Annotated in this window: 27 protein-coding genes; 26 read left to right on the top strand and 1 reads right to left on the bottom strand. The window is 60.3% G+C overall.

The window, feature by feature from the left end:
- Nucleotides 1-57: 57 nt before the first annotated feature.
- A complete protein-coding gene (gene rpoC / locus HNR59_RS10780) occupies nt 58-4254 on the top strand; it encodes a DNA-directed RNA polymerase subunit beta' (protein WP_183829733.1) in 4197 nt (1398 codons plus the stop codon).
- Nucleotides 4255-4379: 125 nt separating this feature from the next.
- On the opposite strand, the gene HNR59_RS10785 is transcribed toward rpoC, so the two are convergent.
- The gene (locus tag HNR59_RS10785) at nt 4380-4673 is read right to left on the bottom strand and encodes a transcriptional regulator (RefSeq protein ID WP_183829736.1); all 294 of its coding nucleotides are present in this window, start codon (nt 4671-4673) and stop codon (nt 4380-4382) included.
- Nucleotides 4674-5136: 463 nt separating this feature from the next.
- Between HNR59_RS10785 and rpsL the strand changes: the two genes are divergently transcribed.
- The 25 genes from rpsL to rplO all read left to right on the top strand — a co-directional run bounded on the left by rpsL (nt 5137) and on the right by rplO (nt 19242).
- A complete protein-coding gene (gene rpsL, locus HNR59_RS10790; protein WP_035033399.1) occupies nt 5137-5508 on the top strand; it encodes a 30S ribosomal protein S12 in 372 nt (123 codons plus the stop codon).
- 58 nt (nt 5509-5566) lie between these two features.
- Nucleotides 5567-6037, top strand: a complete 471-nt coding sequence (gene rpsG / locus HNR59_RS10795; RefSeq protein WP_183829739.1) for a 30S ribosomal protein S7 — start codon at nt 5567-5569, stop codon at nt 6035-6037.
- Nucleotides 6038-6067: 30 nt separating this feature from the next.
- A complete protein-coding gene (fusA, locus tag HNR59_RS10800; protein ID WP_183829743.1) occupies nt 6068-8158 on the top strand; it encodes an elongation factor G in 2091 nt (696 codons plus the stop codon).
- A 66-nt stretch (nt 8159-8224) separates the two neighbouring features.
- On the top strand, nt 8225-9400 hold the full coding sequence (gene tuf / locus HNR59_RS10805; protein ID WP_183829707.1) for an elongation factor Tu: 1176 nt from the start codon (nt 8225-8227) through the stop codon (nt 9398-9400).
- A gap of 66 nt (nt 9401-9466) precedes the next feature.
- Nucleotides 9467-9775 carry a 30S ribosomal protein S10 gene (gene rpsJ, locus HNR59_RS10810; protein WP_006205468.1) on the top strand — a complete coding sequence of 103 codons (309 nt, stop codon included), beginning with the start codon at nt 9467-9469 and terminating at the stop codon, nt 9773-9775.
- Between the two features lie 59 nt (nt 9776-9834).
- Entirely contained in the window at nt 9835-10560 is a 726-nt protein-coding gene (gene rplC, locus HNR59_RS10815; RefSeq protein ID WP_183829747.1) for a 50S ribosomal protein L3, read from the top strand.
- Nucleotides 10560-11180 carry a 50S ribosomal protein L4 gene (gene rplD / locus HNR59_RS10820; protein WP_183829750.1) on the top strand — a complete coding sequence of 207 codons (621 nt, stop codon included), beginning with the start codon at nt 10560-10562 and terminating at the stop codon, nt 11178-11180. Before rplC ends, rplD begins: the two co-directional genes overlap by 1 nt.
- Entirely contained in the window at nt 11177-11470 is a 294-nt protein-coding gene (locus HNR59_RS10825; RefSeq protein WP_183829753.1) for a 50S ribosomal protein L23, read from the top strand. The genes rplD and HNR59_RS10825 overlap by 4 nt, the downstream gene beginning before the upstream one ends.
- Before the next feature lie 22 nt (nt 11471-11492).
- On the top strand, nt 11493-12326 hold the full coding sequence (rplB, locus tag HNR59_RS10830) for a 50S ribosomal protein L2 (RefSeq protein ID WP_183829755.1): 834 nt from the start codon (nt 11493-11495) through the stop codon (nt 12324-12326).
- Between the two features lie 16 nt (nt 12327-12342).
- Complete coding sequence (gene rpsS / locus HNR59_RS10835) at nt 12343-12621, top strand: 30S ribosomal protein S19 (RefSeq protein WP_183829758.1); 279 nt, start codon at nt 12343-12345, stop codon at nt 12619-12621.
- A 2-nt stretch (nt 12622-12623) separates the two neighbouring features.
- Complete coding sequence (rplV, locus tag HNR59_RS10840; RefSeq protein ID WP_183829761.1) at nt 12624-13013, top strand: 50S ribosomal protein L22; 390 nt, start codon at nt 12624-12626, stop codon at nt 13011-13013.
- Nucleotides 13013-13738 carry a 30S ribosomal protein S3 gene (rpsC, locus tag HNR59_RS10845; RefSeq protein WP_183829764.1) on the top strand — a complete coding sequence of 242 codons (726 nt, stop codon included), beginning with the start codon at nt 13013-13015 and terminating at the stop codon, nt 13736-13738. The genes rplV and rpsC overlap by 1 nt, the downstream gene beginning before the upstream one ends.
- Before the next feature lie 25 nt (nt 13739-13763).
- The gene (rplP, locus tag HNR59_RS10850) at nt 13764-14177 is read left to right on the top strand and encodes a 50S ribosomal protein L16 (RefSeq protein ID WP_183829768.1); all 414 of its coding nucleotides are present in this window, start codon (nt 13764-13766) and stop codon (nt 14175-14177) included.
- Between the two features lie 12 nt (nt 14178-14189).
- The gene (rpmC, locus tag HNR59_RS10855; protein ID WP_183829771.1) at nt 14190-14390 is read left to right on the top strand and encodes a 50S ribosomal protein L29; all 201 of its coding nucleotides are present in this window, start codon (nt 14190-14192) and stop codon (nt 14388-14390) included.
- Nucleotides 14391-14400: 10 nt separating this feature from the next.
- Complete coding sequence (gene rpsQ, locus HNR59_RS10860) at nt 14401-14640, top strand: 30S ribosomal protein S17 (RefSeq protein WP_183829774.1); 240 nt, start codon at nt 14401-14403, stop codon at nt 14638-14640.
- Between the two features lie 76 nt (nt 14641-14716).
- The gene (gene rplN / locus HNR59_RS10865) at nt 14717-15085 is read left to right on the top strand and encodes a 50S ribosomal protein L14 (RefSeq protein WP_024924768.1); all 369 of its coding nucleotides are present in this window, start codon (nt 14717-14719) and stop codon (nt 15083-15085) included.
- A gap of 12 nt (nt 15086-15097) precedes the next feature.
- Nucleotides 15098-15412 (top strand): 50S ribosomal protein L24, encoded by a 315-nt coding sequence (gene rplX, locus HNR59_RS10870; RefSeq protein ID WP_183829777.1) that lies wholly within the window; start codon nt 15098-15100, stop codon nt 15410-15412.
- Nucleotides 15405-15977 (top strand): 50S ribosomal protein L5, encoded by a 573-nt coding sequence (gene rplE / locus HNR59_RS10875; protein ID WP_183829779.1) that lies wholly within the window; start codon nt 15405-15407, stop codon nt 15975-15977. Before rplX ends, rplE begins: the two co-directional genes overlap by 8 nt.
- 27 nt (nt 15978-16004) lie before the next feature.
- Nucleotides 16005-16310: a 30S ribosomal protein S14 gene (gene rpsN / locus HNR59_RS10880; protein WP_183829783.1), complete on the top strand. Its 306-nt coding sequence runs from the start codon at nt 16005-16007 to the stop codon at nt 16308-16310.
- A 12-nt stretch (nt 16311-16322) separates the two neighbouring features.
- Nucleotides 16323-16721, top strand: a complete 399-nt coding sequence (gene rpsH / locus HNR59_RS10885; RefSeq protein ID WP_183829786.1) for a 30S ribosomal protein S8 — start codon at nt 16323-16325, stop codon at nt 16719-16721.
- Nucleotides 16722-16807: 86 nt separating this feature from the next.
- Nucleotides 16808-17341 carry a 50S ribosomal protein L6 gene (gene rplF / locus HNR59_RS10890; RefSeq protein WP_183829789.1) on the top strand — a complete coding sequence of 178 codons (534 nt, stop codon included), beginning with the start codon at nt 16808-16810 and terminating at the stop codon, nt 17339-17341.
- Between the two features lie 104 nt (nt 17342-17445).
- A complete protein-coding gene (gene rplR, locus HNR59_RS10895; RefSeq protein ID WP_183829792.1) occupies nt 17446-17805 on the top strand; it encodes a 50S ribosomal protein L18 in 360 nt (119 codons plus the stop codon).
- Between the two features lie 148 nt (nt 17806-17953).
- Nucleotides 17954-18523: a 30S ribosomal protein S5 gene (gene rpsE / locus HNR59_RS10900; protein WP_183829795.1), complete on the top strand. Its 570-nt coding sequence runs from the start codon at nt 17954-17956 to the stop codon at nt 18521-18523.
- A gap of 25 nt (nt 18524-18548) precedes the next feature.
- Entirely contained in the window at nt 18549-18746 is a 198-nt protein-coding gene (gene rpmD / locus HNR59_RS10905) for a 50S ribosomal protein L30 (protein ID WP_183829798.1), read from the top strand.
- A 22-nt stretch (nt 18747-18768) separates the two neighbouring features.
- A complete protein-coding gene (gene rplO / locus HNR59_RS10910; RefSeq protein WP_183829801.1) occupies nt 18769-19242 on the top strand; it encodes a 50S ribosomal protein L15 in 474 nt (157 codons plus the stop codon).
- The last annotated feature ends 74 nt before the right edge of the window (nt 19243-19316 follow it).

The following is a 19316-nucleotide window of genomic DNA, read 5'->3' on the forward strand; positions in this document are numbered from 1 at the left end:
TTTCCCCCGCACGAAAACGAAATTGGGGTATTCGAGGACCCCGCAAAGGAGAATGGCATGAACCAAGAGGTCATGAATCTCTTCAACCCGCAGGCCCCTGCGCAGGTGTTCGATTCCATCCGGATCTCGCTCGCCAGCCCGGAAAAGATCCTGTCGTGGTCCTTCGGTGAGATCAAGAAGCCGGAGACGATCAACTACCGTACGTTCAAGCCCGAGCGTGATGGCCTGTTCTGCGCGCGCATCTTTGGCCCGATCAAGGACTATGAGTGCCTGTGCGGCAAGTACAAGCGCATGAAGTACAAGGGCGTCATCTGCGAGAAGTGCGGCGTTGAAGTCACGCTGTCGCGCGTTCGCCGTGAGCGCATGGGCCATATCGAGCTGGCTGCACCGGTCGCGCACATCTGGTTCCTGAAGTCGCTGCCGAGCCGTATCGGCACGCTGCTCGACATGACGCTCAAGGACATCGAGCGCGTTCTCTATTTCGAGAACTACATCGTCACCGAGCCGGGCCTCACCGCGCTGAAGGAAAACCAGCTTCTCTCCGAAGAAGAGTACATGCTGGCCGTCGACGAGTATGGCGAGGACAGCTTCACCGCCATGATCGGCGCGGAAGCCATTCATGAGCTTCTGTCCTCCATGGACCTGGAGAAGATCGCGGGCGACCTGCGTTCGGATCTCGCGTCCACGACCTCGGAGCTGAAGCAGAAGAAGCTGCTGAAGCGCCTCAAGGTGGTCGAGAACTTCATGGAATCCGGCAACCGTCCGGAATGGATGATCATGAAGGTCGTGCCGGTGATCCCGCCGGACCTGCGTCCGCTGGTTCCGCTGGACGGCGGTCGCTTCGCGACCTCCGACCTGAACGACCTCTATCGTCGCGTCATCAACCGTAACAACCGCCTGAAGCGCCTGATCGAGCTTCGTGCGCCCGGCATCATCGTGCGCAACGAAAAGCGCATGCTGCAGGAAGCCGTCGACGCCCTGTTCGACAACGGCCGCCGCGGCCGCGTCATCACCGGTGCCAACAAGCGTCCGCTGAAGTCGCTGTCCGACATGCTCAAGGGCAAGCAGGGCCGCTTCCGTCAGAACCTGCTCGGCAAGCGCGTCGACTACTCTGGCCGTTCGGTCATCGTGACCGGTCCCGAGCTGAAGCTGCATCAGTGCGGCCTGCCGAAGAAGATGGCTCTGGAGCTGTTCAAGCCGTTCATCTATGCGCGCCTCGATGCCAAGGGTTTCTCCTCGACCGTGAAGCAGGCGAAGAAGCTGGTCGAGAAGGAGCGTCCGGAGGTCTGGGATATCCTTGATGAGGTTATCCGCGAACACCCGGTGCTTCTGAACCGTGCTCCGACGCTGCACCGTCTCGGCATTCAGGCGTTCGAGCCGACGCTGATCGAAGGCAAGGCGATCCAGCTCCACCCGCTGGTCTGTACCGCGTTCAACGCCGACTTCGACGGCGACCAGATGGCCGTGCACGTTCCGCTTTCGCTGGAAGCGCAGCTTGAAGCCCGCGTGCTGATGATGTCCACGAACAACATCCTGCATCCGGCTTCCGGTGCGCCGATCATCGTGCCGTCGCAGGACATGGTTCTCGGCCTCTACTACCTGTCGATCATGAACCAGAACGAGCCGGGCGAGGGCATGGCGTTCGCCGATATGGGCGAGATGCAGCATGCGCTCGAAACCCGGGCCGTTACGCTTCATGCCAAGATCAAGGGCCGCTTCCGCACCGTGGACGCGGAAGGCAAGGAAGTTTCGAAGATCTACGAAACCACCCCCGGCCGCATGATCATCGGCGAATTGCTGCCGAAGAACGTCAATGTGCCGTTCGACATCGCCAATCAGGAGATGACCAAGAAGAACATCTCCAAGATGATCGATACCGTCTACCGCCATTGCGGTCAGAAGGAGACGGTCATTTTCTGTGACCGCATCATGCAGCTCGGCTTTGCCCATGCCTGCCGCGCCGGCATTTCGTTCGGCAAGGACGACATGGTCATCCCCGACACCAAGGCCAAGCTGGTGGCTGACACCGAAGCGCTCGCCAAGGAATATGAGCAGCAGTACAACGACGGCCTGATCACTCAGGGCGAGAAGTACAACAAGGTGGTCGATGCCTGGGCCAAGTGCTCGGAAAAGGTCGCCGAGGAAATGATGGGCCGCATCAAGGCTGTCGAGTTCGACGACAGTGGTCGCCAGAAGCCGATGAACTCGATCTACATGATGTCGCACTCCGGCGCACGTGGCTCGCCCACGCAGATGCGTCAGCTTGCCGGTATGCGCGGCCTGATGGCCAAGCCGTCGGGCGAAATCATCGAGACCCCGATCATCTCCAACTTCAAGGAAGGTCTCACCGTTCTCGAGTACTTCAACTCGACGCACGGTGCTCGTAAGGGTCTCGCCGACACGGCTCTGAAGACGGCGAACTCGGGTTACCTGACCCGTCGTCTTGTCGACGTGGCGCAGGACTGCATCGTCAACTCCATCGACTGCGGCACCGACAAGGGGCTCACCATGCAGCCGATCGTCGATGCCGGCCAGGTGGTCGCTTCGATCGGTCAGCGCGTGCTGGGGCGCACCGCGCTTGACGACATCCTGCATCCGGTTTCCGGCGAGGTGCTGGTGAAGGCCGGCACGCTTATGGACGAGCGCGATGTCGAGCTCATCGAGAAGGCCGGCGTTCAGTCCGTCCGCATCCGCTCGGCGCTCACCTGTGAAGTGCGCACCGGCGTCTGCGCGGTCTGCTACGGCCGTGACCTTGCCCGTGGTACGCCGGTCAACATCGGCGAGGCTGTCGGCGTCATCGCCGCTCAGTCGATCGGCGAGCCGGGCACGCAGCTCACGATGCGTACCTTCCACATGGGCGGTACGGCGCAGGTGGTGGATAGCTCGTTCCTCGAAGCCTCCTATGAGGGCACCGTCGCGATCCGCAACCGCAATGTGGTGCGCAACTCCGACGGTCATCTCGTGGTGATGGGCCGCAACATGGCGATCCTGATCCTCGACGAGGCTGGCAAGGAACGCGCCACGCACCGCGTCACCTACGGTTCGCGTATCTTCGTCGATGACGGCGATACGGTGAAGCGTGGCCAGCGTGTGGCCGAGTGGGATCCCTACACCCGTCCGGTTCTCACCGAGGTCGAGGGTCGCGTCGAGTTCGAGGATCTGGTCGACGGTATTTCGGTCAGGGAAACCGCCGACGAGTCGACCGGTATCACCAAGCGCGAGGTTATCGACTGGCGTTCCACGCCGCGTGGTACGGACCTCAAGCCGGCCATCGTCATTCAGGACTCCAAGGGCAAGGTCGCCAAGCTGTCCAAGGGCGGCGACGCACGCTTCCTGCTTTCGGTCGAGGCCATTCTCTCGGTCGAGCCTGGTGCGCTGGTCCGTCCGGGTGACGTGCTGGCCCGTGTGCCGATGGAAAGCGCCAAGACCAAGGACATCACCGGTGGTCTGCCGCGCGTTGCGGAACTGTTCGAGGCCCGTCGTCCGAAGGACCACGCCATCATCGCAGAGATCGATGGGACGATCCGCTTCGGTCGCGACTACAAGAACAAGCGCCGCATCATCATCGAGCCGCAGGACTCGACGCTGGAACCGATGGAATACCTGATCCCGAAGGGCAAGCCGTTCCATCTTCAGGACGGCGACGCGATCGAGAAGGGCGATTACATCCTCGACGGCAATCCGGCGCCGCACGACATTCTGGCGATCCGCGGTGTCGAAGCGCTTGCTTCGTATCTCGTCAACGAGATCCAGGAAGTCTACCGCTTGCAGGGCGTGCCGATCAACGACAAGCACATCGAGGTGATCGTTCGCCAGATGCTGCAGAAGGTGGAGATCACCGAGCAGGGCGACTCGACCTACATCGCGGGCGACCATGTCGACGTGATCGAGCTGGACGAGGTCAACGACCGTCTGATCGAGGAAGGCAAGAAGCCTGCCGAAGGTCAACCCGTGCTGCTCGGCATCACCAAGGCATCGCTGCAGACGCCGTCCTTCATCTCGGCAGCGTCGTTCCAGGAGACCACGCGCGTTCTCACCGAGGCAGCGGTTGCCGGCAAGACCGACATGCTGCAGGGCCTCAAGGAGAACGTCATCGTGGGCCGCCTGATCCCGGCCGGTACCGGTGGGCAGATGAGCCAGATCCGCCGCATCGCCACTTCGCGCGACGAGCTGATCCTCGACGAGCGCCGCAAGGCTTCGGGCGCGGAAACAGCCGAGCCGATGCTGGTCGACATGACGACGCCTGCCGAGTAAGTCTCGCAACAGGTCTTACAGAAAGAAAAATGCCGCCGGAGCGATCCGGCGGCCTTTTTGTTGTGCCCAGAAAGCCGGCCAGTGCTCGATCAGGGCAGGGTGGCCGTCTGGAGCTGCGGGGCAGCTTAATCCGGTTCGTCAAACGTGATGACGGAAACTTCGCCCTCAAGCGCTCCCTGATAGGCTGAAATATGGGGTTCGTCGTCCGGCTCGCCCTGAATGTCGCCGATCTGGTCGAGTTCGGCTTCTGCGTAGCCTTCCGCCGCAAGTGATTCCAGTGCCTTGCGGACCGCCGTATCGTCATCCGGCGCAACCAGCATCACGTGAACGCCTTCGGCCTTACCGCCCTTACGCCGCCAGACCCGGCCGGTGATGATGGTGACGGCCCGCTCTGAGTCGTGAGTATCGTTGTCGTTCATGGCTGATTCCCGAATTGTTCGTGGATTATCACTGTCATGAGTCGCAGATCACTTGAAGGGACCTTGCCCGGCACCGAAAACGCGACCACATTATGCGCAATCGCATATCCGCCGGGACAGAAAATTACCAGCAGCGCTCAAAACAGCGCGTTTGCAGGGTTTTGGCGCAGAATATGGCGTCACGGGGTTGACGAAACCGGGTGTTGCGAGTAGAAGCCGCCCAGTCTGAACCGATGTGAGACTTTCCTTTTCGAGGCGACGCGCTTCGGAGTTAGCCTCAAACAGGGTTCGTTTTACGAGCGAAAAGACATTTCCGTCACGCATGAAGCGGTAACGCTTCCTCTGCTTTTTGTTCGGGCAGCACCGCGAAGCGCGGTTTGTGGCCCGAATTTGCGTATGGAAACGGTCCTTGAGACTGCCCTGACTGGGTTTGAGACACGGAATTGAGAGACAAGAGGGTTTAATGCCTACCGTCAACCAGCTGATCCGCAAGCCGCGCAAAGCGCCGGCAGTGCGCAACAAAGTCCCGGCCATGCAGCAGAACCCGCAGAAGCGCGGCGTCTGCACTCGCGTCTATACGACGACCCCGAAGAAGCCGAACTCTGCTCTGCGCAAGGTTGCGAAGATCCGCCTGACCAATGGCTTTGAAGTCATCGGTTATATCCCGGGTGAGGGGCACAACCTCCAGGAGCACTCCGTGGTCATGATCCGTGGCGGCCGCGTCAAGGATCTTCCCGGTGTGCGCTATCACATCATTCGCGGCGTGCTCGATACGCAGGGTGTCAAGAACCGCAAGCAGCGTCGCTCCAAGTACGGCGCCAAGCGTCCGAAGTAAGTTTGCGGCTTCGGCGCTTCTTTTTTAAGGCGCCGCGCGAGAGAAGAGAGACAAGAGCATGTCCCGTCGTCACAGTGCAGATAAGCGTGAGATCAACCCGGATCCGAAGTTCGGCGATCTGGTCATCACCAAGTTCATGAACGCCGTCATGTATGATGGCAAGAAGTCGGTCGCCGAAGGCATCGTCTATGGTGCGCTCGATCAGGTTCAGAGCAAGACCAAGCAGGAGCCGGTTTCGGTTTTCCATCAGGCGCTCGACAATGTCGCGCCGCATGTGGAAGTTCGTTCGCGCCGCGTTGGTGGTGCAACCTATCAGGTTCCCGTCGATGTTCGTCCTGAGCGTCGTCAGGCTCTGGCCATCCGCTGGCTGATCTCCGCTGCCCGCAACCGCAACGAGACCACCATGATCGATCGTCTTTCGGGCGAACTGATGGATGCTGCGAACAACCGCGGTACTGCCGTCAAGAAACGTGAAGACACCCACAAGATGGCGGAAGCCAACCGCGCCTTCGCGCACTACCGCTGGTAAAGCGCGAAAGAAGAGTAAGAGGCACCTCCCATGGCCCGCGAATTTCCCATCCACGACTATCGTAACTTCGGCATCATGGCTCACATCGATGCTGGCAAGACGACGACGACCGAGCGTATCCTTTATTACACCGGCAAGAACCACAAGATGGGCGAGACGCATGATGGCGCTTCGACCATGGACTGGATGGAGCAGGAGCAGGAACGCGGCATCACCATCACTTCGGCTGCCACGACCACGTCGTGGAAGGGTCGTGATGGCAAGGATCGTCGTTTCAACATCATCGACACCCCCGGCCACGTCGACTTCACCATTGAAGTCGAGCGCTCGCTGCGCGTCCTCGATGGTGCCATCACCCTGCTGGACTCCAATGCTGGCGTTGAGCCGCAGACCGAGACCGTCTGGCGTCAGGCTGAGAAGTATGACGTTCCGCGGATGATCTTCTGCAACAAGATGGACAAGATCGGCGCGGACTTCTACCGCTGCCTCGACATGATCAAGTCGCGTCTTGGTGCTGTTCCGCTGGCCATGCAGCTCCCCATCGGTGCTGAGAGCGATTTCAAGGGCGTCATCGACCTGCTCGAGATGAAGGCTCTCATCTGGCATGATGAAGCTCTGGGCGCTCAGTGGGACGTCGTTGAGATTCCTGCCGATCTGCAGGCTAAGGCTGAAGAATATCGCGAGAAGCTCATCGAAACCGCCGTCGAAATGGACGACGATGCGATGAACGCCTATCTCGAAGGCAATGTTCCTTCCATCGACGAGCTGCGCGAGCTGATCCGCAAGGGCACCATCGAGGTCAAGTTCCATCCGGTATTCTGCGGTACGGCGTTCAAGAACAAGGGCGTTCAGCCTCTGCTCGACGCTGTGATCGACTACCTGCCGGCTCCGGATGAAATCCCGGCCATCAAGGGCATCGACGCCAAGACTGAGGCTGAGATCGTTCGTCATTCGACCGACGATGAGCCGCTGTCCATGCTGGCGTTCAAGATCATGAACGATCCTTTCGTTGGTTCGCTGACCTTCGCTCGTATCTATTCCGGCAAGCTCACCAAGGGCATGTCGGTTGAGAACACCGTCAAGGGCAAGAAAGAGCGCGTCGGCCGCATGCTGCAGATGCACTCCAACTCGCGCGCTGACATCGAAGAAGCCTTCGCTGGCGACATCGTTGCTCTGGCCGGCCTCAAGGAAACCACCACCGGCGACACGCTCTGCGATCCGCTGGCTCCGGTCATCCTTGAGCGCATGGAGTTCCCCGAGCCGGTCATCCAGATCGCGATCGAGCCGAAGACCAAGGCTGACCAGGAAAAGATGGGCCTCGCGCTGCATCGCCTTGCTGCCGAGGATCCTTCCTTCCGCGTCAAGACCGACGAGGAAAGCGGCCAGACCATCATCGCCGGCATGGGCGAGCTTCATCTCGACATCATCGTCGACCGCATGAAGCGCGAGTTCAAGGTCGAGGCCAACGTCGGTGCGCCGCAGGTTGCCTACCGTGAGACGATTACCCGTACTCACGAGCAGGACTACACCCACAAGAAGCAGACCGGTGGTACGGGTCAGTTCGCCCGCGTCAAGGTCGTCTTCGAGCCGAACACCGAGAGCGAGGATTACTCCTTCGAGTCCAAGATCGTCGGCGGCGCCGTGCCGAAGGAATACATCCCCGGCGTTCAGAAGGGCATCGAAAGCGTTCTGTCTTCCGGCCCGTTCGCTGGCTTCCCGATGATCAGCGTCAAGGCGACGCTCATCGACGGTGCCTTCCACGATGTCGACTCGTCGGTTCTGGCGTTCGAAATCGCTTCCCGTGCCTGCTTCCGTGAAGCTGCTCCGAAGCTCGGTGTGCAGCTGCTCGAGCCGGTCATGAAGGTCGAAGTCGTGACCCCGGAAGAGTATGTGGGCAACATCATCGGCGACCTGAACAGCCGTCGTGGTCAGATCCAGGGGCAGGAAGCCCGCGGCATCGCCGTGGTCATCAACGCCATGGTTCCGCTGGCCAACATGTTCAAGTACGTGGATACGCTGCGCTCGATGTCTCAGGGCCGCGCCCAGTACACCATGCAGTTCGACCACTACGAAGCGGTCCCGACTGCCGTGGCTCAGGAAGTCCAGAAGAAATACGCGTAATCCCACACGGGTTGCATTGTAACTTAATTCAACGCCCCGGTGGGCAAGCAGGAATGGAGATCTCACATGGCAAAAGGTAAATTCGAGCGCAATAAGCCTCATGTGAACATTGGCACGATTGGTCACGTTGACCATGGCAAGACGTCGACGACGGCTGCGATCACGAAGTATTTCGGTGATTTCAAGGCTTATGACCAGATTGACAACGCTCCTGAGGAGAAGGCGCGCGGCATCACGATTGCGACGTCGCACGTTGAGTACGAGACGGATGCGCGCCACTACGCCCACGTCGACTGCCCCGGCCACGCTGACTATGTGAAGAACATGATCACGGGTGCCGCGCAGATGGACGGCGCGATCCTGGTTGTTTCGGCTGCCGACGGCCCGATGCCGCAGACGCGCGAGCACATCCTGCTTGCCCGTCAGGTTGGCGTTCCGGCGATCGTGGTGTTCCTGAACAAGGTGGACCAGGTTGACGATCCGGAGCTTCTGGAGCTGGTTGAGCTGGAAGTCCGCGAGCTTCTGTCGGCTTACGAGTTCCCCGGCGACGACATTCCGATCGTTCCGGGCTCGGCGCTTGCTGCCCTTGAGGACTCGAACAAGGAAATCGGCGAGGACGCGATCCGCAAGCTGATGGCTGCGGTTGACGAGTACATCCCGACGCCTGAGCGTCCGGTTGACCAGCCGTTCCTGATGCCGATCGAAGACGTGTTCTCGATCTCGGGCCGCGGCACGGTGGTGACCGGTCGCGTTGAGCGCGGCATCGTCAAGGTTGGCGAGGAACTCGAGATCGTCGGCATCCGTCCGACGACGAAGACGACCTGCACGGGCGTCGAGATGTTCCGCAAGCTGCTCGACCAGGGCCAGGCCGGCGACAACATCGGTGCGCTGCTGCGCGGTGTTGACCGTGAAGGCGTGGAGCGTGGTCAGGTTCTGGCGAAGCCCGGTTCGGTGAAGCCGCACAAGAAGTTCAAGGCCGAGGCCTACATTCTGACGAAGGAAGAGGGTGGCCGTCATACGCCGTTCTTCACGAACTACCGTCCGCAGTTCTACTTCCGCACGACGGACGTGACGGGCATCGTGACGCTTCCCGAAGGCACCGAGATGGTGATGCCGGGCGACAACATCACGGTTGATGTTGAGCTGATCGTGCCGATCGCGATGGAAGAGCGCCTGCGCTTCGCCATCCGTGAAGGCGGCCGCACCGTCGGCGCCGGCATCGTCGCCGCAATCGTCGAATAAGAACAAACAATCGATCTGTCGCGGGCGGGTAAACGCCCGCGCCGCGCCAGAACAAGGAATAGACGAATGAACGGACAGAATATCCGCATACGCCTGAAAGCGTTTGACCATCGCGTGCTCGATGCTTCGACAAGGGAAATCGTTTCGACGGCAAAGCGCACCGGCGCCAATGTCCGCGGCCCGATCCCGCTTCCGACCCGTATCGAGAAGTTCACGGTCAACCGTTCGCCGCATGTGGACAAGAAGAGCCGCGAGCAGTTCGAGATGCGCACCCACAAGCGTCTTCTCGACATCGTGGACCCGACCCCGCAGACGGTTGACGCGCTCATGAAGCTCGATCTGGCCGCAGGTGTGGACGTCGAAATCAAGCTCTGAGAGCTTAAAACATGAGCTCAAAGGGGAAACCCTGAGCTCCTCTGAAGGAAAATGAACCGATGCGTTCAGGTGTAATTGCACAAAAGCTGGGAATGACCCGCATCTATAACGATGCCGGGGAGCATGTCCCTGTCACGGTTCTCCGCATGGAGAACTGCCAGGTCGTGGCGCAGCGCACGCAGGAGAAGAATGGCTACACGGCCGTTCAGCTCGGCGTCGGCCTCGCCAAGGTCAAGAACACGTCGAAGGCGATGCGTGGCCATTTCGCCACCGCCTCCGTGGAACCCAAGGCCAAGCTGGCCGAGTTCCGCGTCTCTGACGATAACCTGCTCGATATCGGCGTCGAGATCACCGCCGACCATTTCGTCGCGGGCCAGAAGGTCGACGTGACCGGTACTTCGACCGGTAAGGGTTTCCAGGGCGTCATGAAGCGTCACAACTTCGGTGGTGGTCGCGCTACCCATGGTAACTCCGTGTCGCATCGCTCGCATGGTTCGACCGGCCAGCGCCAGGACCCCGGCAAGGTGTTCAAGGGCAAGAAGATGGCCGGCCACATGGGCGCTACCCGCGTCACCACACAGAACGTCGAGGTCGTCTCGACCGACGTCGAGCGTGGCCTCATCCTAATCCGCGGCGCCGTTCCCGGCACCAAGGGTGCCTGGATTCTGGTGCGCGACGCCGTGAAGGCGGCGCTGCCCGAGAATGCGCCGAAGCCGGCGGCCTTCCGTGCCTCTGCCAAGGCAGCTGAAAAGACTGAAGCTCCGGCCAGCGAGGGAGCGGAATAATGGATATCAAGATCACAACGCTTGCCGGCCAGGATGCTGGCAAGGTTCAGCTCTCGGACGAGATCTTCGGTCTTGATCCGCGCGAGGACATTCTGCAGCGCGTCGTGCGCTGGCAGCTTGCCAAGAAGCAGCAGGGCACGCACAAGGCCAAGGGTCGTTCGGAAATCGCACGCACCGGCGCCAAGATGTACAAGCAGAAGGGTACGGGCCGCGCCCGTCACCATTCGGCACGTGCACCGCAGTTCCGTGGTGGTGGCAAGGCCCACGGCCCGGTTGTCCGCAGCCACGAGCATGACCTTCCCAAGAAGGTTCGCGCTCTGGGTCTGAAGCATGCGCTCTCGGCCAAGGCCAAAGCATCCTCGATCATCGTCGTGGACGAGCTGAAGCTTGCTGAGGCCAAGACCAAGTCGCTGGTTGCAAGCCTGCAGTCGCTGGGCCTGACCAACGCTCTGGTGATCGGTGGTGCGGAACTGGACGCCAATTTCAAGCTGGCGGCTACCAACATCCCGAACATCGACGTGCTGCCGGTTCAGGGCATCAACGTCTACGATATTCTGCGCCGCGGCACGCTGGTCCTTTCGAAGGCCGCCGTCGAGGCTCTCGAGGAGCGCTTCAAATGACCGATCTCCGCCACTACGACGTGATCGTCTCGCCGGCGATCACCGAAAAGTCGACCATGGCATCCGAGCAGAACCAGGTTGTGTTCAACGTTGCCAAGAAGGCGACGAAGCCGGAAATCAAGGCTGCTGTCGAGGCGCTGTTCGGCGTCAAGGTTTCGGCAGTGAACACACTTGTCCGCAAGGGCAAGGTCAAGCGCTTCCGCGGCACGATTGGCCGTCAGGGCGACGTCAAGAAGGCGGTCGTCACCCTCGTCGACGGCCATTCCATCGACGTCGCGACCGGCCTGTGAGCGAAGCGGCGAGGATAAGAAAATGGCATTGAAACACTATAACCCGATCACGCCAGGCACCCGCCAGCTGGTCATCGTCGACCGCGCCGGTCTTCACAAGGGCAAGCCTGTCAAGGGCCTGACCGAAGGCCTGACCAAGTCGGGCGGCCGTAACAACGCCGGTCGCGTCACCGCGCGTTTCATCGGCGGCGGTCACAAGCGCACTTACCGCATCATCGACTTCAAGCGCCGCAAGCTTGACGTCGTGGGCACGGTGGAGCGTCTTGAGTACGATCCGAACCGTACGGCCTTCATCGCGCTGGTGAAGTACGAAGACGGCGAGCTGAACTACATCCTGGCTCCGCAGCGTCTTGCTGCCGGCGACAAGGTTGTGGCCGGCGAGTCCGCCGACGTGAAGCCCGGCAATGCAATGCCGCTTTCGGCAATGCCGGTCGGCACGATCGTCCACAACATCGAGTTGAAGCCCGGCAAGGGCGGCCAGATTGCCCGTTCGGCGGGTGCATATGGTCAGCTCGTCGGTCGCGACCAGGGCATGGCGATCCTTCGCCTGAACTCGGGTGAGCAGCGCATCGTTCACGGCTCCTGCTTTGCCACGGTTGGCGCCGTTTCCAACCCGGAACACGCCAACATCAAGGACGGCAAGGCTGGCCGTACCCGTTGGCGCGGTAAGCGTCCGCATAACCGCGGCGTGACCATGAACCCGGTTGACCACCCGCACGGCGGTGGTGAGGGACGCACGTCGGGTGGCCGTCATCCTGTGACGCCATGGGGCAAGCCGACCAAGGGCAAGAAGACGCGGTCCAACAAGGCGACCGATAAGTTTATCGTTCGCTCGCGTCATCAGCGTAAGAGCTAAGAAGAGGTAAGCCCCTGTGACTCGTTCTGTTTGGAAAGGCCCTTTCATCGACGGCTACCTTCTGAAGAAGGCAGACAAGGTTCGTGAAAGCGGTCGCAATGAGGTGATCAAGATGTGGAGCCGTCGCTCCACCATCCTGCCGCAGTTCGTCGGCCTCACCTTCGGTGTATACAATGGTCAGAAGCATGTTCCCGTCTCGGTGAATGAGGACATGGTCGGCCACAAGTTCGGTGAATTTGCCCCGACCCGTACCTATTACGGTCATGGAGCGGACAAGAAGGCGAAGAGGAAGTAACGATGGGCAAGGCCAAAGCTCCGCGCAGGCTTGCTGACAACGAGGCACGTGCCGTTCTGCGCACGATCCGCGTCAGCCCGCAGAAGCTCAATCTGGTTGCCGCGCTCATCCGTGGCAAGAAGGTCCAGACTGCGCTGAACGATCTGGAATTCTCGCGCAAGCGTATTTCCGAAACAGTGAAGAAAACACTGGAATCGGCGATCGCAAACGCAGAGAACAACCATGATCTCGACGTTGATTCGCTGGTTGTGGCGGAAGCGTATGTTGGCAAGTCGATTGTCATGAAGCGCTTCCATGCCCGTGGCCGCGGTCGCGCCAGCCGGATCGAGAAGCCGTTTTCGCACCTCACGATCGTTGTTCGTGAAGTCGAAGAGAAAGGGGAGGCCGCATAATGGGCCAGAAAATCAATCCGATCGGTCTCCGCCTCGGCATCAACCGCACCTGGGATTCGCGCTGGTACGCGAACACCGGAGAGTACGGCAAGCTGCTGCATGAGGATCTGAAGATCCGCGCGTATCTGGAAAAGGAGCTGAAGCAGGCTGCCATTTCCAAGGTGGTGATCGAGCGTCCGCACAAGAAGTGCCGCGTGACCATCCACGCCGCTCGTCCGGGCCTGATCATCGGCAAGAAGGGTGCGGACATCGAGAAGCTTCGTAAGAAGCTGACCGAGATGACCCAGTCGGAAACGCACCTCAACATCGTTGAAGTGCGCAAGCCCGAGATCGACGCCACGCTGGTCGCGCAGTCCATCGCGCAGCAGCTCGAGCGCCGTATCGCTTTCCGCCGCGCCATGAAGCGTGCCGTTCAGTCGGCGATGCGTCTGGGCGCCGAGGGCATCCGCATCAACTGCGCCGGCCGTCTCGGCGGTGCCGAAATCGCTCGTATGGAGTGGTACCGCGAAGGTCGCGTTCCGCTGCACACGCTGCGCGCCGATGTGGATTACGGCACAGCTGAAGCCCAGACTGCCTATGGCATCTGCGGCGTGAAGGTGTGGGTATTCAAGGGCGAAATCCTCGAACACGATCCGATGGCTTCCGAGCGTCGGGCCACCGAGGGTGATGCGAACACTGGCGAGCGTAGCGATCGGGGCGGCCAGCGTCGTCGCGAGAACGCCTGATAATTGAGAATTTGGAGCAAGTAAGATGCTGCAGCCAAAGCGCACAAAGTTCCGCAAGCAGTTCAAGGGCCGTATCCACGGCACCGCCAAGGGCGGCACCGATCTGAATTTCGGTGGTTTCGGACTGAAGGCGCTGGAGCCGAACCGCGTCACCGCGCGTGAGATCGAGGCGGCCCGCCGCGCGATCACCCGTGAAATGAAGCGCGCCGGCCGCGTGTGGATCCGTATTTTCCCGGATCTTCCCGTGACGAGCAAGCCGACCGAAGTCCGTATGGGCAAGGGTAAGGGCTCGGTCGACTACTGGGCTTGCAGGGTCAAGCCGGGTCGCGTGATGTTCGAAATCGACGGCGTTCCGGAAGATGTCGCGCGTGAAGCGCTGCGTCTCGGTGCTGCCAAGCTTTCGGTGCGCACGCGCTTTGTGCAGCGCATCGCTGAATAAGGAAGAGCAGAGATGAAAGCTTCAGATATCCGCTCGAAGACGCAGGATCAGCTCTCTGACGAACTGGCTTCCCTGAAGAAGGAACAGTTCAACCTGCGCTTCCAGAAGGCCACCGGCCAGCTTGAGAAGACCGACCGCGTCAAGCAGGTCCGCAAGGACATCGCTCGCATCAAGACCATCGCCGCGGAGAAAACCGCGGCCAAGAAGGCATAAGGAAAAAACCATGCCGAAGCGTATTCTGCAGGGCGTCGTCGTCAGCGACAAGAATGACAAGACCGTCGTCGTGAAGGTGGAGCGTCGCTTCACCCATCCGGTGATGAAGAAGGTTGTGCGCATGTCGAAGAAGTACAAGGCGCACGATGAGAACAACGTCCACAAGGTTGGCGACAGCGTCCTGATCCAGGAATCGGCGCCGATCTCCAAGGACAAGCGCTGGGTTGTCGTGACCCAGGACCAGGCTTGATCGGGCGTTTAACGAATTTTGGACAGACCGGGGAGGGCAGGGCCTCTCCCAATAGAGAAGAAAAAGGCGGCCAGTCATGATTCAGATGCAAACAAACCTCGACGTGGCGGATAATTCCGGCGCACGTCGTGTCATGTGCATCAAGGTGCTGGGCGGTTCGAAGCGGAAGTATGCCTCCGTTGGCGACATCATCGTGGTGTCGATCAAGGAAGCCATTCCGCGCGGCCGCGTTAAGAAGGGTGATGTGATGAAGGCGGTCGTCGTTCGCACGGCCAAGGACATCCGTCGTCCGGACGGCAGCGTGATCCGGTTCGACAAGAACGCAGCGGTTCTGGTCGACAACAAGAAAGAGCCGGTCGGCACGCGTATCTTCGGGCCGGTTCCGCGCGAGCTTCGCGCGAAGAACCATATGAAGATCATTTCGCTCGCGCCTGAAGTGCTGTAAGGAGCCGCAATCATGCAAAAGATCCGTAAAGGCGACAAGGTTGTCGTCCTGGCCGGCAAGGATAAGGGCCGCTCCGGCGAAGTGCTTTCCGTGCAGCCAAAGGAAGACACCGCCATTGTGCGCGGTGTGAACCTCATTCGTCGCCACCAGAAGCAGACCCAGTCTCAGGAAGGCGGCATCATCACCAAGGAAGCGCCGATTCAACTGTCGAATCTCGCCATTGCCGACCCCAAGGATGGAAAGCCGACCCGCGTTGGCTTCCGTGTTGAGCAGGACGGCAAGAAGGTGCGCTTCGCCAAGCGCTCGGGAGAAACGATCAATGGCTAAGGCAGCACAGGCAGAAGCCAAGAACACGCCGCGCCTGAAGAAGGTCTACAAAGAGACCATCCGCAAGTCGCTGCAGGAGCAGTTCAACTACTCCAACGAAATGCAGGTTCCGCGCATCGAGAAGATCGTGCTGAACATGGGCGTCGGTGAAGCGACCGCAGATTCCAAGAAGCCTTCGGTGGCTGCTGAGGATCTTGGCCTCATCACCGGTCAGAAGGCCGTTGTAACCCGCGCACGCAAGTCGATCGCCGGTTTCAAGGTGCGTGAAAACATGCCGATCGGCGCGAAGGTGACCCTTCGCAACGAGAAGATGTATGAGTTCCTCGATCGTCTCGTGAACATTGCGCTGCCGCGTGTTCGCGACTTCCGTGGCCTCAATCCGAAGAGCTTTGATGGTCGTGGCAACTACGCCATGGGCCTCAAGGAGCACATCGTGTTCCCGGAGATCAACTACGACAAGGTTGATCAGATGTGGGGCATGGACATCATCGTTTGTACGACTGCGAAGACGGACGACGAAGCCCGGGCGCTGCTCAAGGCTTTCAACTTCCCCTTCCGCCAGTAACGGCAGCGAGAAAAGGAAAAATCTGAAATGGCAAAGACCAGCTCAGTCGAGAAGAACAACAGGCGCCGCAAGCTTGTCGATCAGTACGCAGCCAAGCGTAAGGCGCTGAAGGACATCGTGATGGATCAGTCGCTGCCGCTTGAGGAGCGTTTCCGCGCTCAGCTCAAGCTGTCGGCCCTGCCGCGCAACTCGGCCAAGATCCGCATTCGCAACCGTTGTGAAGTCACCGGCCGTCCGCGCGCCTATTATCGCAAACTCAAGGTTTCGCGTATCGCGCTGCGCGATCTGGGCAATACGGGCAAGATCCCGGGCCTGGTCAAGTCGAGCTGGTAAGGAGTAGACGAGATGTCCCTGAGCGATCCTCTCGGCGATATGCTGACCCGTATCCGTAATGCCTACGGCCGCAAGAAGAACACCGTTTCCACGCCCGCTTCGCGTCTGCGTGCCCGTGTTCTGGACGTGCTGAAGGCTGAAGGTTATATCCGTGATTACAGCCAGACCGACTTTGACAACGGCAAGTCCGAGATCGAGATCGAGCTGAAGTATTTCGACGGCTCCCCGGTGGTGCGCGAGATTTCCCGCGTCTCCAAGCCCGGCCGCCGCGTTTATGTTTCGGCCAAGTCGATCCCGCAGGTTGCCAACGGTCTTGGAATTGCCATCCTTTCGACGCCCAAGGGCGTGATGGCTGATCACGAGGCCCGTGAACAGAATGTTGGCGGAGAAGTTCTCTGCCAGGTGTTCTGATCAGGTAACCGTTCCCGATAGGAATTGCCGGTGAGTGCGTAACTCCCGGCAGGACCTGAAACAATTAGAGTGACGAGGACAATACCATGTCTCGTATTGGTAAGAAGCCCCTATCCGTCCCGCAGGGCGTGACCGCGACGATCGACGGTCAGACCGTTACGGCGAAGGGCCCGAAGGGCGAACTGCAGTTCGTCGTCAACGAAGAGGTTCTGGTCAAGCTGGAGAACGGCGAGATCAGCGTCGAGCCGCGTGACCAGTCCAAGGACGCCCGCTCCAAGTGGGGCATGTCCCGTTCGCAGATCGAGAACATCCTGATCGGCGTCAAGGACGGCTTCGAGCGCAAGCTTGAAATCCAGGGCGTCGGCTATCGTGCCGCCATGCAGGGCAGGAATATCCAGCTTTCGCTGGGCTTCAGCCATGAAGTGGTGTACGAGGCCCCTGAAGGCATCACGCTTGCCTGCCCGAAGCCCACCGAGATCAGCATCACTGGTATCGACAAGCAGAAGGTTGGCCAGGTGGCTGCCGAGATCCGCGAATACCGCCAGCCGGAGCCCTACAAGGGCAAGGGCGTGCGCTATGCGGGTGAGAAGGTCTTCCGCAAGGAAGGCAAGAAGAAGTAATAACGTCAACGCCACGGGAAGGTGCTGCGGGAGACTGTCTGGTCTACCGCGCATTCTGGTTTACCGGATAAGCAGCTCCCGTTTTACAAGGCAGGAAATACAAAATGGCTTCCAAGGAAACCACACAGCGCCGCGCCGCCCGTGTTCGCCGTCAGCTCAAGGCCGTTGCCAACGGTCGTCCGCGCCTGTCGGTTCACCGCACGTCGAAGAACATCTATGTTCAACTCATCGACGACGCTCAGGGCCGCACGCTGGCTGCTGCTTCGACGCTGGAAAAGTCTTTCCGCGACTCGAAGAAGACCGGCGCCGACACCGCTGCTGCAGCGGAAGTGGGCAAGCTGATCGCCGAGCGTGCTGCCAAGGCAGGCGTGAAAGAAGTCGTTTTCGACCGTGGCGCCTACATCTACCATGGCCGCATCAAGGCTCTTGCCGATGCCGCCCGTGAGGGTGGGCTGAGCTTCTAAGGCGTTTCGGACAAGTCAGCGACAAAAAAGTTGCTGACTTTTTCGTCCGGATCGTCCACAGGAGACGAAATTTCGCCGCCGGCATTCCAGAACAGGGGTGCCGGCATTTCAGCAATCCGTGCTTCCGGAAAAAAACAAGGATCAGGATATGGCACAGGAACGTAGGGAAGGTGGCCGCGAGCGCGGTCGCGACCGTGAAGAGCGCGACGACGGCATCGTCGACAAGCTGGTTCACATCAATCGCGTCGCCAAGGTGGTCAAGGGTGGTCGTCGCTTCGGCTTCGCGGCTCTCGTCGTCGTCGGCGACCAGAAGGGGCGCGTCGGCTTCGGTCACGGCAAGGCACGCGAAGTGCCGGAAGCCATCCGCAAGGCAACCGAATCTGCCAAGCGCGACATGATCTTCGTGCCGCTGCGCTCGGGTCGTACGCTTCACCATGATGTTGAAGGCCGTCACGGCGCTGGCCGCGTGCTTCTGCGCACCGCCAAGCAGGGTACCGGTATCATCGCCGGTGGTCCGATGCGCGCTGTCTTCGAGACGCTCGGCATGCATGACGTGGTCGCCAAGTCGATGGGGTCCTCGAACCCCTACAACATGATTCGCGCCACTTTCGACGCCCTGAAGAAGCAGCTTCATCCGAAGGATGTCGCCGCTGCCCGTGGCATCAAGTATTCGACCCTCCAGGCTCGTCGCGGTACTGCCGTGGCTGCCGAGGAATAGTCGGCGCTGACGAGGGATCATCATCATGGCAAAAACAGCTACCAAGACCGTCACTGTTGAGCAGATCGGTTCGCCGATCCGCCGTCCGAAGGAGCAGCGTGCCACGCTGGTCGGCCTCGGCCTCAACAAGATGCACAAGAAGAGCACGCTGGAGGATACGCCTTCGGTGCGTGGCATGATCGCCGCCGTCTCGCATCTCGTCCGCGTTGTGGACGAGGGCTGAGCTACAGCGCAGGAGACCTGACATGAAACTCAATGAATTGCGTGATAACGAAGGCGCGACGCCTTCGAAGAAGCGCGTGGGCCGTGGCATCGGCTCGGGCCTCGGCAAGACCGGTGGTCGCGGCGTCAAGGGTCAGAAGTCGCGCTCCGGCGTGGCCATCAACGGCTTCGAGGGTGGCCAGATGCCGCTCTATCGCCGTCTGCCCAAGCGCGGCTTCAAGAACATCTTCGCGAAGAGCTACTCCGTGGTTTCGCTCGAGCGCATCCAGACGGCAATCGATGCCGGCAAGCTCGACGCCAAGGAAGTGGTGACGGCTGATGTGCTGGTGAAGGCCGGCGTCGTGCGTCGCGTCAAGGACGGTGTTCGCATTCTGTCCGGCGGCGAGCTGAAGGCCAAGGTTGCCTTCGACGTTGCTGGCGCTTCCAAGGCCGCGGTCGAGAAGATCGAGAAGGCCGGCGGCTCCATCAAGCTGCCCGAAGTGGCGGCTGCCGAATAATTTCGGAATAATGAAGCGGCCGCGTCAATGCGGCCGCTTGCATCTTGGCTGCGCCGGGCCTATCTCGGGTCTTC

This window comes from Aquamicrobium lusatiense (assembly GCF_014201615.1).
GTDB lineage: Bacteria > Pseudomonadota > Alphaproteobacteria > Rhizobiales > Rhizobiaceae > Mesorhizobium > Mesorhizobium lusatiense.

Excerpts from the sequence above, each read along its gene's own strand:
- rpsN (WP_183829783.1), top strand. The coding sequence starts at position 16,005 with ATGGCAAAGACCAGCTCAGTCGAGAAGAACAACAGGCGCCGCAAGCTT.
- rplC (WP_183829747.1), top strand. The coding sequence starts at position 9,835 with ATGCGTTCAGGTGTAATTGCACAAAAGCTGGGAATGACCCGCATCTAT.
- rpsH (WP_183829786.1), top strand. The coding sequence starts at position 16,323 with ATGTCCCTGAGCGATCCTCTCGGCGATATGCTGACCCGTATCCGTAAT.
- rpmC (WP_183829771.1), top strand. The coding sequence starts at position 14,190 with ATGAAAGCTTCAGATATCCGCTCGAAGACGCAGGATCAGCTCTCTGAC.
- rpmD (WP_183829798.1), top strand. The coding sequence starts at position 18,549 with ATGGCAAAAACAGCTACCAAGACCGTCACTGTTGAGCAGATCGGTTCG.
- rplX (WP_183829777.1), top strand. The coding sequence starts at position 15,098 with ATGCAAAAGATCCGTAAAGGCGACAAGGTTGTCGTCCTGGCCGGCAAG.
- rplF (WP_183829789.1), top strand. The coding sequence starts at position 16,808 with ATGTCTCGTATTGGTAAGAAGCCCCTATCCGTCCCGCAGGGCGTGACC.
- rplE (WP_183829779.1), top strand. The coding sequence starts at position 15,405 with ATGGCTAAGGCAGCACAGGCAGAAGCCAAGAACACGCCGCGCCTGAAG.
- rpsQ (WP_183829774.1), top strand. The coding sequence starts at position 14,401 with ATGCCGAAGCGTATTCTGCAGGGCGTCGTCGTCAGCGACAAGAATGAC.
- rplO (WP_183829801.1), top strand. The coding sequence starts at position 18,769 with ATGAAACTCAATGAATTGCGTGATAACGAAGGCGCGACGCCTTCGAAG.
- rpsJ (WP_006205468.1), top strand. The coding sequence starts at position 9,467 with ATGAACGGACAGAATATCCGCATACGCCTGAAAGCGTTTGACCATCGC.
- fusA (WP_183829743.1), top strand. The coding sequence starts at position 6,068 with ATGGCCCGCGAATTTCCCATCCACGACTATCGTAACTTCGGCATCATG.
- rplN (WP_024924768.1), top strand. The coding sequence starts at position 14,717 with ATGATTCAGATGCAAACAAACCTCGACGTGGCGGATAATTCCGGCGCA.
- rpsE (WP_183829795.1), top strand. The coding sequence starts at position 17,954 with ATGGCACAGGAACGTAGGGAAGGTGGCCGCGAGCGCGGTCGCGACCGT.
- rplP (WP_183829768.1), top strand. The coding sequence starts at position 13,764 with ATGCTGCAGCCAAAGCGCACAAAGTTCCGCAAGCAGTTCAAGGGCCGT.
- rpsL (WP_035033399.1), top strand. The coding sequence starts at position 5,137 with ATGCCTACCGTCAACCAGCTGATCCGCAAGCCGCGCAAAGCGCCGGCA.
- rplD (WP_183829750.1), top strand. The coding sequence starts at position 10,560 with ATGGATATCAAGATCACAACGCTTGCCGGCCAGGATGCTGGCAAGGTT.
- rpsG (WP_183829739.1), top strand. The coding sequence starts at position 5,567 with ATGTCCCGTCGTCACAGTGCAGATAAGCGTGAGATCAACCCGGATCCG.
- rpsC (WP_183829764.1), top strand. The coding sequence starts at position 13,013 with ATGGGCCAGAAAATCAATCCGATCGGTCTCCGCCTCGGCATCAACCGC.
- rpoC (WP_183829733.1), top strand. The coding sequence starts at position 58 with ATGAACCAAGAGGTCATGAATCTCTTCAACCCGCAGGCCCCTGCGCAG.
- rplV (WP_183829761.1), top strand. The coding sequence starts at position 12,624 with ATGGGCAAGGCCAAAGCTCCGCGCAGGCTTGCTGACAACGAGGCACGT.
- HNR59_RS10825 (WP_183829753.1), top strand. The coding sequence starts at position 11,177 with ATGACCGATCTCCGCCACTACGACGTGATCGTCTCGCCGGCGATCACC.
- rplB (WP_183829755.1), top strand. The coding sequence starts at position 11,493 with ATGGCATTGAAACACTATAACCCGATCACGCCAGGCACCCGCCAGCTG.
- HNR59_RS10785 (WP_183829736.1), bottom strand. The coding sequence starts at position 4,673 with ATGAACGACAACGATACTCACGACTCAGAGCGGGCCGTCACCATCATC.
- rplR (WP_183829792.1), top strand. The coding sequence starts at position 17,446 with ATGGCTTCCAAGGAAACCACACAGCGCCGCGCCGCCCGTGTTCGCCGT.
- tuf (WP_183829707.1), top strand. The coding sequence starts at position 8,225 with ATGGCAAAAGGTAAATTCGAGCGCAATAAGCCTCATGTGAACATTGGC.